Consider the following 14,348-nt stretch of genomic DNA (forward strand, 5'->3'; position numbering starts at 1 on the left):
TTTTTAGTTGCCAAATACAGGCTTACATTTGTTATAACATAATAGGTAAAAGACGAGGTCAGTATGTTAAAAGATAATTGTGACGAATTTGTTCAGATAAAATAAAGATTTAATATGGAAAAGACCAGACAAAATTAATGTCTGGTCTTTAAGAAATTTCATTTTAAAGGAAGCGCAAAGTATAATTTTTATCACATACTCAGAATATTAGAATTAAGGGGAATTCTAACAAAATGCTAGTTCCACTTATGAGGTTTATTTCCTTTATTTTTAATAGCATTTTGTTAAGAGTTTTGGGATCATGATACAAACCTCAGTACTAATAAATTCTTACTTATTTTGTTCCATTAATTTTTCTAACCGGGTTTAAAGTATTACCCCAATCATAAGGTTGACTATATTTAACACTGCCGCATTTCAAACATTCTACATCACAAAGACGCTTATAGTTAATTTTATCTCTCACATCTTTTGGATACTCTTCTATTCGTATTACATTTAGAACTCCACCACATTCACAAATCATATGCTATCTCCTATACCATTATTAATATCTGTATAGACTTTTTTTAAAAATATCTACTCCTATCTATTATATAACCTGCAGAAGATATGACAACTCTACCGCAACATCAGAATGGATATCCTGTTTAATAATCGACAGTTCTAATTTATAGTATTGACATAGCCCAAAGACGTTTTGTAATTGTTGAATATTTTTAAATTCCTCATAATCATAAAAAATGACCCTACAATATTTCTCATGATTTACTTTTATAAATTCTTCTATAATATTTACTTCCGTTAATAAAATCACATCAATCTTTTTATTAACTCTTGCTGCAAAATTTCTCATACTTTCTTTATAACTCTCAATGTCACATTCGTCAGTTATAATACCAAGATATCTTTCCACATAATCCCCCCAGTAATTTGATGATGATGATTATACCGCGCATCTAATCATCTTCAAGTAATAAGGTATATTTTACTCAAAAAAAGAAACAAAAAATGAGTCCTGCTATAACTGGGCGATTTTCCACAAACGGTTTAGGATAGTTTAAGTTACAAATGTTAAACTAAAGAAATAGAAGATAGTTGAGGTAAGAGAAAATGTATGAAACTAAAGATGAGTCCCAGAGAAAAGAAAAAAAGTTTAAGTTTTAACTTTTTTTATTTGTTATCTCTGCTTTAATAAATACATTCATTGATTTTTTTGGATTAGGAATTGAAGAAGTAATATCGCATAGTTATTAGTCTTTTGATTTATGGTGTTATTTTTTATTTTGGATTGCGCAGGAAGTTGTGGGCTAAGTTTATCATTAAAATTATGGTCTGGCTAATTATCATTTTACTGTTCATCATTATAGTTGTTACAGTTTTAGGATTATAGTGAAAAATACTGCTTAATGTTATTTTTAACTAAAGTGTGCTTCGAACTAAGAAGGATTAACGCATTTTTCCATTGAAATTATTGTACTACCCATAAAAGAACACATTAACTTTCATTTTCTGTGGCGAGGCAGGGCTTCATGGATCGCTAACTGGCGGAATACTTGATAATACTTTCGGAAAAAGATACGGGTAAAAATGTGGTGATAAATATGTATAGAAAACAAAGTGATATTGATTTTAGATATTTTTTTGGACAAAAGGTTACAGATGTGAATACAGAAAAGAACTTGCCATTAGGAGTGGCATTTGAAAATGCTGGATTAATAATTGAATGTCCTTGGAGATTACAGGTCTCTAATGAAATTGTGATTGGGTATTCCGATTGTATCCAAGCCCCTGATAAGTACACGCATAAAAATGTTAAAACCATTCTAATGGGCAAAAAAATTATGAATATCCTTCACTTTGAAGAAGTGTCTGATTTAGTTTTTGGAATTTGAAGATAATATTTTTCTTGTCTTGTTTCACGATAGCAATTATTTTGAAGGATGGCAATTAAGTGGTGACAATGGTTTTTATCTATTCACATTACCAGGGGGTTCATATTCATACTAATTTTATAACCTGCTACTAGAAATAATGAGGGCTTTAACACAACAATGAAAAAAAAGCCTAAAATATGCAAGGTTTTTCTGTAATACTTGCGTATTTTAGGCTTTCTTATACTCATAAAGAAACTACCATTAACTGCTTCTTCCAATTACCAAATACACTCTACTTCAAAGGATCAAGCCCAGAATTATACTTCCAACAAGAAGAAAGAGCACACAATAATTAAAGATATACTTTGAAATAATTAATCTTTTTATATTATCTTTCAATGCCCTTTCAACGAAAGCATTCATACAAAGTAAAAAAAGCCCTCCAAAAATTATTACATATAGTGTTACCATGGAACCTGTCCCTAAATGCTTTATCCATTCTGTAAATTGTCCCCAGCCTGTCATGAGTACTCTCCTTTCAGCATTACTTTTTTGATGTATCTATTAAACTTTTAGGAGCATAAACCTTTAAAAAGTTCCCCATGTCTGATCCGAAAATTCACATGCTTAGTCAAACGGCTTAAACTCAAAATCAGTCAAAAAGGACTGAATATCGCATAAAAGTGTCAAAATAAATAAATGTTATTGAAAATCTAATTTATTCGTTTTCTTTCATTCTTCTAGACAATAATTAATTACTTTAATCACTATCTATGGATTTTTTTCGGCAGGTGAATTTATTATTTTCATTAATAAAATTTTCCTAAAAGCAAGACATGGGAATCACATAAAACTCCTATTTATATAATAAGAAAAGACCAAATAGCAAAAACCTATCTGGTCTTAAGTGTATTATTATTCCAAACAAAAGGGGCGTATACACAAGAAAGAGATCTAAGACTTTCAAGGTAAGCATCAGGAATCTATGAGAAATCTTTAGTCATGAGGACTGTCTTCTATTAATATTGGCAGGAGTTAAGTATAAGTTAACCTTGATTTCACGTTCAAAATCTATAAAGGATTAACTATTTCTTGTCATTCTTAATCACCTTAAACTCTAATTTCTTCTTTTCTTTTTCCATTCTCTTGAAATATTCCTTCAGAAATTCTTTCCAATCAATAGACTTTTCCATCAATTTCTCCTCTTTAAAATTATTGTTAACATAATTTTTAAATCATTAAGATTTTACCATAATTTAGTTATACTTAAATTTATTTATTAAAAATGATCACTATACTGTTTTTCTAATTTTTCCAATTTATTAAAATTATTTAATTGTATATATAGTTGTTTAAGTTTTTCATAGAAGTATACTTCTATACAATCAAATTCCATAACTAACTCCAAATACTCAGTCGCCTTCAACAATTCATTTCTATGAATATGATATTGAGAAAGTTTTTCTGATATTTTAATTAATTTTTTTTGGATTTCGTGTGTAAGATTTAAAGCCCACTCGTCATAAATACTTGGAAAGAAACTTTTCGGAATATTATTTATTACTTGGGTGTATTCTCCATAAAACATAGTAATATCCTTATTTTCTAAACTATTAATGCGATTTATATACGTCACAAGATCACATTCTACTTTTCCTTTTAAATAAATATGCTCTTTGTCAGATTTGATGAATTCTTCTTTCTCATTGTTAATTAATCTCTTTAAATAATGAAGATATACTCTTAAGTTTTTTTTCGAAGAAGTTAAATCTGTATCTTTCATTAAATCGTCACATATTTGTTCCCTTGTTGAAGTACGGTGGAAAATAAGATAACAAAAAAGTTGTTTTGCCATCCTCTGATTCCATCCTTCAAGAATGTATTCATTATCATTTCTTACACTAAAAGTATTCATAAGTTGCACATGTAAAACTTGTGAATTTATTTCATACTTTTCCTTTTGCATAAGTTCCCCTAAATTTTTTTTAAATTCATTTAAATATGATTCTACATATGTATCATATGTTACTTGTGTTACTTCAATTGATAATAAAAAACGTTCAATCACTTGTAAAGTTTCAACAGGGTTTTCCAAAAATGGTGCATCTGCAGTATCGGAGATTGTTACATAGTGACTATTTTGAAATGTAAAGGTGGATAGACCTGTTACTTTCTTTGGTAGTATTGGATCATAAGCACCGTCAATTACTAGAATTGGAATAGTAATTGTAGACAATTCTCCTAAATTATGTGGATTTGAAATCATAGTTTTGAAAAATTGCATATATAAGGAAGAACTTGAAATTTTCAAATAACTCGAAAACAACAAGTCTTTTTCATAAACAAGAGAAGAATTATAGAGTATTTTTGGAACTAATTCTTCGGCTAATGCTTGGAATCCACATAAATTTACTAGGTGTTTTCTATAAGATAATGTTGCACTAGCCGCCTCAGGTGGAAAATAAATTAAGGTTGATATTATCGTTAACGTTTTAAAAAAGTTAGGATATTGATAACAGAACTGAATTGCAATATTCCCCCCAAGACCATGTCCTATAAAATGGCAACTTGAGATATCAAATTGATTTAATAATGTTATTAAGTCATTATTAATTACTTCCCAATTTATTTCACTTTCTCCTGCTGTACTGTCCCCATGTCCTCTTAAATCAAATGTTATTACATTAAAATTCTCTCTTAATTGAGGTACTATTTTATACCAATAACGGCTATCCATTCCTAAACCATGTATTAGGATTACATATTCCTCTGTATCTTTCGTTGACTTAAATAACTCATAATATATTTTTGCATTATCACATTTTAATGTTAAATGCATTGGACACTTTCCCTTCAGTTTTATATTGTGTAACTCTAGTGTAACGCAATTTTTGTTAAATTTTAATAGTAGTTACAAAATTCGATATATTTTATCAAAGAAAGGTAGGTTTTCTAAGGTGGGCATTTTTTACTTATTCCTTTTTATCCTTATCATTTTACAGATTAAGTTTGCAATTACGATTAAACTTGCTGTAAGAAAGTTAGAAAAGAATCAAATAACGCAAGAACTTGCTGAAAATTTTCTAAAAAAAATTAAATCAGTTTGGTGGGTTCCATATACGACAAAGTATTTTAACCTTATGCGAAAAGGATATACTCTCATTTATGTCAGCCAAGAAGTTTCAGAGGAAACTAAGAAAAAATTACGTTCTATGATGAAATTTCGTTTAGTTAAAGGTATATGACAAAAGATTCCTAATTTCAATGTATCCAATGCGGGAGTTTAAAATTAACATCATTTCAAATTAGTAAGAGGAAAATTAGTATTCATTTCATATAAATACTAGTCTTCCAATTTAAAAGTACGATTTATAATCAAAAATATATTTCTATAAACTTATAAATTGGGGTAAACGAATTTGATAATTGTAAAAAAAGATACTGATTTAGAAAAACAACTAAAACAACTTAACCGAAAAAATAACTTATATCAATTTTTAAATTTATCGACCTTGTTTGGAGGAATTATTTACTCTTTTATAGTTCAAAATCCAATTCCTTTTATTATTTGTTTAATTATTTCACTAACTTTCATTAGATATAATTGGCGTAAAATTACTAACAAACGTTCTGAAATATCATCAGGTGTACAAGGAGAACAAGCAACAACAAGACAATTAAACTATTTATCAGATGATTGGTATTTGTTTAATGACTTAGTTGTAACTTTTCAAGATAAAGAAAGCCAAATAGATCATGTAGTAGTAGGTCCACATGGTGTATTTATTATTGAAAGTAAAAATTGGAGTGGACATATATTACCAACGTCAAATAAAGAGCGTGTAAGACGGGATAAAATGATAGGTGGAAAATATATAAGTACTGAACATTATAATCCTATTAGTCAAGTTGGAACCCATGTTTTTAGATTATCTAATTTTTTAAAAGAAAAAGGGATAAACACTTGGATACAGGGGTGTGTTTATTTTAATCACTTTGAAGGAAAAGTTCATCTGCAAGATGATAGAATCCCAGTATTTTCACATCCAGAGTTATTTTTTAAATTTATTGATGAAAACCCTAATTCGCAAAATTTAAATAGAGAACAAATTATTCACATTGTAGATATTTTAAAGAAATGTATTACATGCAAAGAATAGTTTGTTAGAAATTCAAAAATTCGTTAAATTCAGAAAGTATATAAATATTAAATAAAGTGAACCTTATGTAATCTATTGGGTACAAATCTTTATCCAACATAAAACAAAGTAAGTACTAAACTTGTGAAAAAATATTTAGCAATACGAGGTGAAGAGAGATGAAAAAAATAATTCCTACCACATTATTGATTGGTCTATTATTGACTGGTTGCAGCGAAAACAGAGTTAACACTGAAGAAAACAAAATAAAAAAATATGTGCCAATAGAAAGTCACGTTAAATTAGGAAAAGAATTTGAAGTAACAGTAAATGACATTCGGACAAGCGAAGTTAAAGAAAAATTCAAGTTAAAAGTGGACAATTTTAAAATTCAAAGTAATATGTCAAGTAATGAAAATACTAATAAAGAAAAAGATTTTATTGAATTAGATATTTCTGTTGAAAATATAGGAGATACTGATTTAACCTCTTTTAATGTTAGCCCATCATCATTCTCATTCTTTAACGAAAATGGTGTTGAAATAGATTCTTTTCCGTTAATTGGGGATGACATTGAAAAAGATACTTTTAAACCATCTACGATACGACCTAATGGAAAAAATAAAGGTACACTATACATAACAATTCCTAAAGGTGAAAGAGTTTCTGAAATGATTTTTTACGACAACATAGCGTCTAAAGATCGCGCAGATACATTTATTTTTAAAATTAATAATTAAAGACTCAAATAAAAATCTTTATCCAATTAGTTGATTAAAATCATATGAAATCAAAAAACAGCATTTCATTAGATATGCTGTTTTTTAATTAAAATAACTGAAAATAATATGCCCTATTCGTTATTAACTATTATTCAACACGACTAATCAAACTTAATGAAGCCCTATAATTTAAAATAAAGTCTCTTAATTCCATTTTCTTCAATAAAGATTTTGTTAGACCTTTCTTGCCTAATTTTTCTCTCCTTAACTTCCCTTCTTATGATATTCAAAGGGATAAACCAACTTACTGAGGCGCAACTATAAATCATTGCAGTAACTTCCGCGTAAGTCAAATCCTTAGTTATCATATAGATGAGGAAACCTGCGAACAAACCTGTAAAGTTAAAAGCAATAAGTGCAATACCATTCCAAAATGTCTCATTCTTGATTTGAAAATGCTCTATAACATTATCAAATAGATTCAAATAGAAACGGTGAAACAAAACACCACTAACAATAAATACACCTGCAAATAAACCAAAATAGTCAGTGGGACTAAATTTTAAGATAAAATAATTGATTGGGTAGAACAAAACTGAATAAATAATACAGAGTATGATTGCCCAAATAAACAGTGTAACAACAATCCGGATATTTGAATTAATCTCCTTCATGGTATTCCCTCGCTTCGGTGACAGTATAAATTATTAGATTCCAGCAGAATGACCCCATGAAGAAAAAGAAAGGCATGAAGAATATAGTAAACACGTTATATCCTTGAAAGAATAATATCAGTCCAGATATTGTTGAAATAAATAATACTAAAGTAAGCATAACCCATGAAAAAACCGTTGGCATTTTTTTATTATAATCATTCTCATAGACAACGTATTGATACGTAGGAATATACATACGCTTATATATAAATCCCCCTGCCTGCATAGTTAAATATGTAACAATGATAAAAGACATTAAACTGTGATCCCAGAATTGTAAGGTCAAAGGAATAAACAATAAGATTAAAAACACTCTACATAAGGCATTAAATAAGTGAGTATTCGCTCTTTTCTTCTTGTTAGGTATTAGCAAATCTATATTAAATCCCTCCACTCTATTAAAATCTATGGATATTCTATTATTATACGTCGTTCAAGAATAACAGTCAGGGCCAAATCAACGTCAAATAAATTACCTATTCAACATATTTTGACAATGAAAAAAAGGAGCGGGATCTATTGCTCCTTCTTCTTCAATACCATTGCAGGAAGATTGGGTACTATCTTTGCTATATGAAAACTAATTAACCATATAAAGCCAGCAATAACTGTGTACCATGTATAATTTAACGTATCTACTAGTCCGTACCGCAGTACAAACCAATTTCCTAGTAACACTATGGAACAGTTAATCAAAAAAACGGAGAGTAGAAAAAGATTTCGGACGAATATTGCAAGGAAATCCTTATCCTTGATTGTTTCATGTAATCCGAAATATATCTCACTAAAACAAACCGTACCAATTATAGAAAAGATCAAGGCAGTCATGTATGTGTATTCGTCAACTTGGAACGATATAGGAACCGTTGAGAATAAAAAAATAATTGTTACTACAAAGAAAAATAAATATGTGAATGATTTATGTATTTCATGTTTATACATCATGCTCAACTCCTTTTAATGGTAGTATTTACAAAAATGAAAAAGAGCAAACACTATGTTTACCCTTCAATATGCAGCACTGTTGAGCCGTTAATTTATAAATCTCTTACCTTCCCTTCATTGACAAAATAACAATGTATACTCGCCAATGCATCACGCACATGCTCATTTGTTCTTAAATCACCATAAATATTATGTATAGCCGGTTTTATTTCTTTCTTACTGGCTCTCCCATTACCTGTGACAGCCTTCTTAATGGAAGCCGGAGCATATGTCTTTATTGCTATCCCTTTATTTGCTGCAATGAGAAAGATTATTCCTATAACCCAATTTACTTCCTTACTTCCACCAGTATAGTTATTTTCACATAAAATCAGTTGTACATAGTGATCGTCAATTATTTTTTCAAGTTCCATATATACAAAATGAATCCTTTTGTGAATGGGTGTATCAGCATTGGTTTTTATTGTATGAAGAATGACAATTTTTTGTTTGAGGGTAGTTATAGCAACGCCAGTAGAAGTTAATGAGGCATCTATTCCCATAATCGTTGGTTCATTTGTCAATTGCATATGCACACCTCCCTACATTTGCACCAACATTTAACAATCAAATATTATGCTGGTACAGGCTTTGTCATTGGTGAGCACTCTATCTCTTTATCCTTCAATAAATTTTATCTAATTAATTTTCTTTTTGTTTTTTCAATGAATTATAGATAAATCCGAGTTCTTTGAAATTGCAAAAGTACCTTTCATGAATTTCATTTTGATACATAAAAATAATTTCAACTCGAAAATTCTCAACACTGGGATTTAATTTAACACTCATAATTAGTTCTTCGTCCAATCCGTCTAGGATTATATCATTCAATACGCTAATAAAAAAATCAGTTTGAATCGCCTTAAAATCTCTCTTAGTCAAAGTAAAACAATTCTTTTCACCTTCACGATCGATTATTTCCACGTAAACAAATTTATTTAAGTTATGAAATAAGACACTTGCTGCATCATTAAATAATTCATTTATTCTAATTAACTCATGAACGCTAAATTCATATTTGCCCATTTATCTCCACTCCCTTCTTCTTGATCCCCTATTTCAAGGGAATGCTCTATTTGTAACTTCTTTTTTAGAAAGGAAAAACCTTTATTATTAATGAAACCCATATAGATATTGTTGTAGATTTTTGTAAATAAAAAAATAGCAAGGATAGTATCCTTGCCGTTGCTAATCATTCATCGCTATCCTTCTCATGGAGCGGATCTTCTAATTCCTCACATAACATGATTATTTTAAAGAGTTCGTCATTGTCTAAAATATATTCAGACAGTATAGGTACAATCACCTTCATTAGACTTATGAAGGATGAATAGAAGTTTTGAAAACAAAGGATATTGTATTCACCTACATGTGCTGTATTTTTATCTACGAAACACTTTTGACTTTTCGTAATGTATAAAAAGTAAATAAACTTGCTTTCCGAATGATTTACCCATTCGAAGCGGAGATGCTTTGCAATAACAATAGTATAATCATTGTAAATCGCCTTAACGTAATCCAATTTCTTTTGTCTTTCCTTGCTAACCATATGAGTGTACACACCTTTCTAGTGAAAATATTTTACACATATTACTTTATACACACATATGTTCTATCCTTCCTATTAAAATTCTAAAATAAAATTATTTAATAAAAATCATATCGATATGGATTGTAGTAATTGAAAATTATAGTACAGAAGTACTTAATAATATTTTTAAAATGGTTTTATTGGCTTAGAATATCTTGAGTAAATAGTATTTCGCATTTTCACCAAAACTCGCCACAATTATGTTGTAACATATTAATCTGGTCTTTTTGTTCTTATGATATAACAATATTAAGCCTTGAACTGGATTGAGGAATGTTAAATAGCATGATTTGATTGAATACTAGAAAGGATGTGATTTTTTGGATGAATTAAATGCAGTTTTGAACAAAATAAAGGAGTTATTCATCACAGTAAGATACAAGTACATCAAACAGAACAACGACGGCAATGGTTATCAAACTTTTAATGCATATGAAACCAAAAGCCATAAACCTCTGCACGATGGATTTTTAAAATCACACTTAATGAGAGAAAATACATACGGAATCTTTTGCAGAAAAACACTCACTAAATTTGTGACATTTGATGTAGATGTTCCTGATAAAACAGAGGCAAAGAGGGTGGTTTTGGCTCTCTATGAATCTTTAAATGACTTGGGTATCTCTACCGATAAAATCTTCACAAGTTGGAGCGGTACTAAGGGATATCATGTCGATATTTACTTTTCAAAGGAAATTCCATACAAGTCTATGGAAAAACTATATAATGCTGCGGTCGAATCAACGCTAAATCTTCTTAATGAAAATATAAACGGAAAAATAGAAAAAAGACCTTCACCTACTCAAGGCTTAAAACTCCCTCTGAGTATAAATTTTAAAAATAAAAATCAACACGATAATATTTGCTGGTATGTTGACGTTCAAAATGGCTTTAAACCTATCCGTTCCTTAGATTTTATTTTAACAATACAACCTATAGATGCTGAGGTTTTAAAGGACTTAATTAATGATTTACCAGATGAAACGGACTTATCCCGGATTCTTAAACCCGTGAAAAAAGAAATTAGTCCAGACCTAACTAATCTAGACTTATCCGAAGAATCTCCGAATTCATTAGCGTCATTATACAATAATGGCATAAGGACACAGAATTCCAGAAATGCTTCTCTTTGTAAACTAGCCATCTATTTTAATACCATAAAGATTTCAAAACAAGAATGTGAGCAAAGACTTAATGAATGGATGGAAAAACAAGATCCTAAATATTATAAAACCCCACTGAAAACTTGCTATCAAGAAATTACACGAATTGTTAATCATGTTTATAAAAAAAATCTAGTGCTGAATGAAGGGAAAAATGAAATTGTAGTGTCTAGAAGTGAAATGTTAACTATTTATCAATATCCCAAAAAGTTACACCTTACAATTAACGCATTACTAATTCATTCCAAACGCTTCAGAGATAAGAATAGACAATTCTATATGACATATGAACAAATAGCGACTGCTGCACGATGCTCTAAGAACAAAGCAATTGATCATATTAAAGAACTTGAACAGTTAGGTTTAATAAAAGTAACAAGGAATCCCATCTCTGGATTGCCAGAAAATCGGCCGAATACCTATGAATTAAATCTTAATTGGCTCGAAGCGGAACCAGAAATTACAGTTACAGTGTGTGTTGATAAGGTGGATTCCTATCGTGATATTAGAACAACTCTAATAATGAAAACATTTCCTAACAACGAATGGTGGAATATTAATGAGATACTTTATAAAGCAAAAGAGCAACAAGCAATCAAAATACACTAAATTAAGTACTTCTATAAAGTTATTTTCAGTTAGTTTTGATTATATCTCTTTGTCCATATTATTTAAGGACCCTTTGGTATTATCCAAATGAGGTCCTTTTTCATATTTTCATTCTGCATCATTTCATTATCTACTATTATACGCTTCAATTATGTAAGGTTTAATCTGCTCAAAATCTTTTACCCATTCTAAACGAATATAGGCCTCATGAGGATATTTCATAGAATCAGAACTACTTCTGTTATATTCTTTATTTAGAATTTTGTCGATTTCAGATTGAATTTTTAATCCTTTCTTGTCTTCTCTATTTCCAATATGAAGAATTAAACACCTTTGCCTTGCAGTTGTTAAAGTCGCAAACTTCGGTAACCCTTTTCGCCTGTAACCAATTCCGTCTGCTGTTCCGGCATCTTCTACTTCAAATTTCGTATTTGTCCATATAAAATTATCAATTTCCCGTGCCAGTTTTCTTGCTTTATCTTTTTCAAATCGCAAAAAGAAATATTCCTTAGATTTTTGTCTATCACCAATGCAATTAATAACACAAAATTCCTCAAATTGTTTTATTAGAAAACTTGTAAGGATATCTCCCTTGTTTTCAAAGTCTTTTTGTTTAGCACTTAAGAAATTCCGAATATCTATCCATGTGATAATTATTGGTTCGTCTAGTATTTTTTGACCATTCGCAAATAACCTTCTATGACCGTCTAACTGCTCCATAGTTAGGTATGAGTTATAACCAATTTTATTTTCTAATAATAGAGAGATCTCATTTGATAAAATTGCACCATCAGGAATATTAGAATCCTTATATGTACCTTTCCTAATTTCTTTATTTTCCGCAATCCCAATTACCCCCGCATAAGGAGTAATAATATTTAAAGGTGAAGTCAACTGTTGCCTGAACTCAAAGTTTTCACTTTCTTTTGTCCTAATGCCAATAAATCTAATAAATTCATTTGTCAAAACTGGAGAGGAGTGCTGTAAGACATTTAAAAATGCCTTAGTAACATTATTTTCAATTTGCAATTGATTTGTCTCTTCGTCCTTATTTCTTGTCTGCCCTCGGTAATAATGAAAAATATTATTGTAAATTGACATAACCGATTACTCCTTTAATTTAACAGGTACTTCAATAATGGCTATCTTAAACTCTCCACCAGTAGACTCCATAACTTTTGAGTAGTGAAGCCAATTCAATTTATAGGCACCTAACAGATTTAAGGAAGATTCCCTTCCCTTCATAGTGCCTTGTCCTGTATTTTGTCCCCAATTTAACTCACCTTCTAAGATCTTTCCATTATGAATTCGATACTCAATATCATTAGGAACCTTATCACGAAGCACAGGCTGCTTCCACAGTGCAGATTCATTCGAAAGGATTACCGCAAATCCGTTTGTGTTATCTAGTGTGTTACAAACCGTTTCAATTCTCATAATGTCTTTAATAAAATCATACCTTGCTAAATCAGGTGCTCCATGATTTTTCAAATTAAATACTTCATCAATTAATTGTAAACTAATTTTTTTGGTAATGTATTTCAACTCTATTGCTGTTCGGCTGCCATTTGGGTGTGTAACCCATATATCAAGATACATATTACCATCGGAAATTGCTGGGTTGTATTCTAGTCTTAATTTACTATTGGGGTTTTGATTATGTATTTCCCAAGCCAAAGCATGTTGAAAGTCTGCTTCTGAATGGAAAACAGGCCTTTCTTTTGCCATATTAGACAATATTGAAAAAAACTGATCCATATTCCGGTCTCCATATATAAGATTGAGTTATTTCTAAAATTACAATTACTAAGTTCCTATATTTTTAAGACATTATTCACCTTCTGGTAACGTAACATCTCTTCCCTCCATAATGGGAAACTGCCTTAAAAATTTTCGCATTCTAGGAGATTCAATAAATCTTTTTTCAAATTCTTCTTGAGCAATCTGTTTTAATAGTTTCCTACTCTCTGATTTTCTTGCACCATTACATTTTTGGGAAATACATTTTGGATGGTTTTCTACATCAATTTCAGCATCTCCGATAAAAATTTCAGAAGTAAGGATAAAATCGTAAATTGCTTTTTCTTTTCTACTTAGTTCGCCATCATTATCATTAAAATAAACAGAAGGCTTAATCCTTCTCCAAGCGTTACCGTTTTTATCAAACAATGGAATATCTGTCTCATATTGAACAAAGAAGTACCTATCTCTATCGCCTTTTCTTCTAAAAGCCATAAACCTTTTACCATTTAATAAGCGAATTGGAAATTTTAAAACAAATGGTCCATAATAATTCCCATTATGAAATGCATTTAAGCCTACCCAAACACCCTTAGAAGTCCATTGACCAAACATTGGATGTTCAAGAGACCATTCACTTCTTAAAATAAGTTTCCTATTAACTAGGATATCTTCTAATTCATCTTGGTGGCATGCATGATAAAAATACGAACCTGCAAATCTATTTGTCAATTCTTCTGTCCATGTAAAATATCCTCTGAAATCATCCGAATGAAATGGTCTTTTATAATCTGGCATTCCCATATT

The 14,348-nt window shown here is 29.9% G+C and carries 17 protein-coding genes; 5 read left to right on the forward strand and 12 right to left on the reverse strand.

Features of this window, described 5'->3' with window-relative positions; translation table 11 throughout:
• Positions 1-334: 334 nt before the first annotated feature.
• Positions 335-526, reverse strand: a complete 192-nt coding sequence (locus tag COD11_RS16960; RefSeq protein WP_098798095.1) for a hypothetical protein — start codon at positions 524-526, stop codon at positions 335-337.
• A 66-nt stretch (positions 527-592) separates the two neighbouring features.
• Entirely contained in the window at positions 593-916 is a 324-nt protein-coding gene (locus COD11_RS16965; protein WP_098798096.1) for a hypothetical protein, read from the reverse strand.
• A 688-nt stretch (positions 917-1,604) separates the two neighbouring features.
• Here COD11_RS16965 and COD11_RS27600 point away from each other — a divergent pair.
• Positions 1,605-1,895 (forward strand): hypothetical protein, encoded by a 291-nt coding sequence (locus COD11_RS27600; protein ID WP_255301637.1) that lies wholly within the window; start codon positions 1,605-1,607, stop codon positions 1,893-1,895.
• A gap of 279 nt (positions 1,896-2,174) precedes the next feature.
• Here the strand turns inward: COD11_RS27600 and COD11_RS16975 are convergent, their stop codons facing one another.
• Entirely contained in the window at positions 2,175-2,402 is a 228-nt protein-coding gene (locus COD11_RS16975) for a hypothetical protein (protein ID WP_098798097.1), read from the reverse strand.
• Between the two features lie 754 nt (positions 2,403-3,156).
• Entirely contained in the window at positions 3,157-4,716 is a 1,560-nt protein-coding gene (locus tag COD11_RS16980; RefSeq protein ID WP_098798098.1) for an alpha/beta hydrolase, read from the reverse strand.
• A gap of 118 nt (positions 4,717-4,834) precedes the next feature.
• Between COD11_RS16980 and COD11_RS16985 the strand changes: the two genes are divergently transcribed.
• The 3 genes from COD11_RS16985 to COD11_RS16995 all read left to right on the forward strand — a co-directional run bounded on the left by COD11_RS16985 (position 4,835) and on the right by COD11_RS16995 (position 6,756).
• Positions 4,835-5,122 (forward strand): hypothetical protein, encoded by a 288-nt coding sequence (locus tag COD11_RS16985; protein WP_098798099.1) that lies wholly within the window; start codon positions 4,835-4,837, stop codon positions 5,120-5,122.
• Positions 5,123-5,296: 174 nt separating this feature from the next.
• The gene (locus COD11_RS16990; RefSeq protein WP_098798100.1) at positions 5,297-6,037 is read left to right on the forward strand and encodes a nuclease-related domain-containing protein; all 741 of its coding nucleotides are present in this window, start codon (positions 5,297-5,299) and stop codon (positions 6,035-6,037) included.
• A gap of 158 nt (positions 6,038-6,195) precedes the next feature.
• Positions 6,196-6,756 (forward strand): DUF4352 domain-containing protein, encoded by a 561-nt coding sequence (locus COD11_RS16995; protein WP_098798101.1) that lies wholly within the window; start codon positions 6,196-6,198, stop codon positions 6,754-6,756.
• 164 nt (positions 6,757-6,920) lie between these two features.
• On the opposite strand, the gene COD11_RS17000 is transcribed toward COD11_RS16995, so the two are convergent.
• The 5 genes from COD11_RS17000 to COD11_RS17030 form a co-directional block, all read right to left on the reverse strand.
• Positions 6,921-7,412, reverse strand: coding sequence for a hypothetical protein (locus tag COD11_RS17000; RefSeq protein WP_098798102.1), 492 nt, complete (start codon positions 7,410-7,412; stop codon positions 6,921-6,923).
• Between the two features lie 558 nt (positions 7,413-7,970).
• Entirely contained in the window at positions 7,971-8,399 is a 429-nt protein-coding gene (locus COD11_RS17010) for a hypothetical protein (protein ID WP_141549702.1), read from the reverse strand.
• A 92-nt stretch (positions 8,400-8,491) separates the two neighbouring features.
• On the reverse strand, positions 8,492-8,968 hold the full coding sequence (locus COD11_RS17015) for a crossover junction endodeoxyribonuclease RuvC (RefSeq protein WP_098798105.1): 477 nt from the start codon (positions 8,966-8,968) through the stop codon (positions 8,492-8,494).
• Positions 8,969-9,080: 112 nt separating this feature from the next.
• Entirely contained in the window at positions 9,081-9,464 is a 384-nt protein-coding gene (locus tag COD11_RS17020) for a hypothetical protein (RefSeq protein WP_098798106.1), read from the reverse strand.
• Positions 9,465-9,630: 166 nt separating this feature from the next.
• Positions 9,631-9,987 carry a hypothetical protein gene (locus COD11_RS17030; RefSeq protein WP_098798108.1) on the reverse strand — a complete coding sequence of 119 codons (357 nt, stop codon included), beginning with the start codon at positions 9,985-9,987 and terminating at the stop codon, positions 9,631-9,633.
• A gap of 362 nt (positions 9,988-10,349) precedes the next feature.
• Here COD11_RS17030 and COD11_RS17035 point away from each other — a divergent pair, with 362 nt between their 5' ends.
• The gene (locus COD11_RS17035) at positions 10,350-11,801 is read left to right on the forward strand and encodes a TOTE conflict system archaeo-eukaryotic primase domain-containing protein (RefSeq protein WP_098798109.1); all 1,452 of its coding nucleotides are present in this window, start codon (positions 10,350-10,352) and stop codon (positions 11,799-11,801) included.
• Between the two features lie 126 nt (positions 11,802-11,927).
• On the opposite strand, the gene COD11_RS17040 is transcribed toward COD11_RS17035, so the two are convergent.
• From COD11_RS17040 to COD11_RS17050, 3 genes are all read right to left on the reverse strand, one after another.
• Positions 11,928-12,902, reverse strand: a complete 975-nt coding sequence (locus COD11_RS17040; RefSeq protein ID WP_098798110.1) for a hypothetical protein — start codon at positions 12,900-12,902, stop codon at positions 11,928-11,930.
• A 6-nt stretch (positions 12,903-12,908) separates the two neighbouring features.
• Positions 12,909-13,559 carry a hypothetical protein gene (locus COD11_RS17045; protein WP_098798111.1) on the reverse strand — a complete coding sequence of 217 codons (651 nt, stop codon included), beginning with the start codon at positions 13,557-13,559 and terminating at the stop codon, positions 12,909-12,911.
• A gap of 72 nt (positions 13,560-13,631) precedes the next feature.
• A complete protein-coding gene (locus COD11_RS17050) occupies positions 13,632-14,345 on the reverse strand; it encodes a hypothetical protein (RefSeq protein WP_098798112.1) in 714 nt (237 codons plus the stop codon).
• Positions 14,346-14,348: the final 3 nt, after the last annotated feature.

The organism is Bacillus sp. AFS040349, from assembly GCF_002577655.1.
In the GTDB taxonomy this organism is placed as follows: Bacteria; Bacillota; Bacilli; order Bacillales; family Bacillaceae; genus Metabacillus.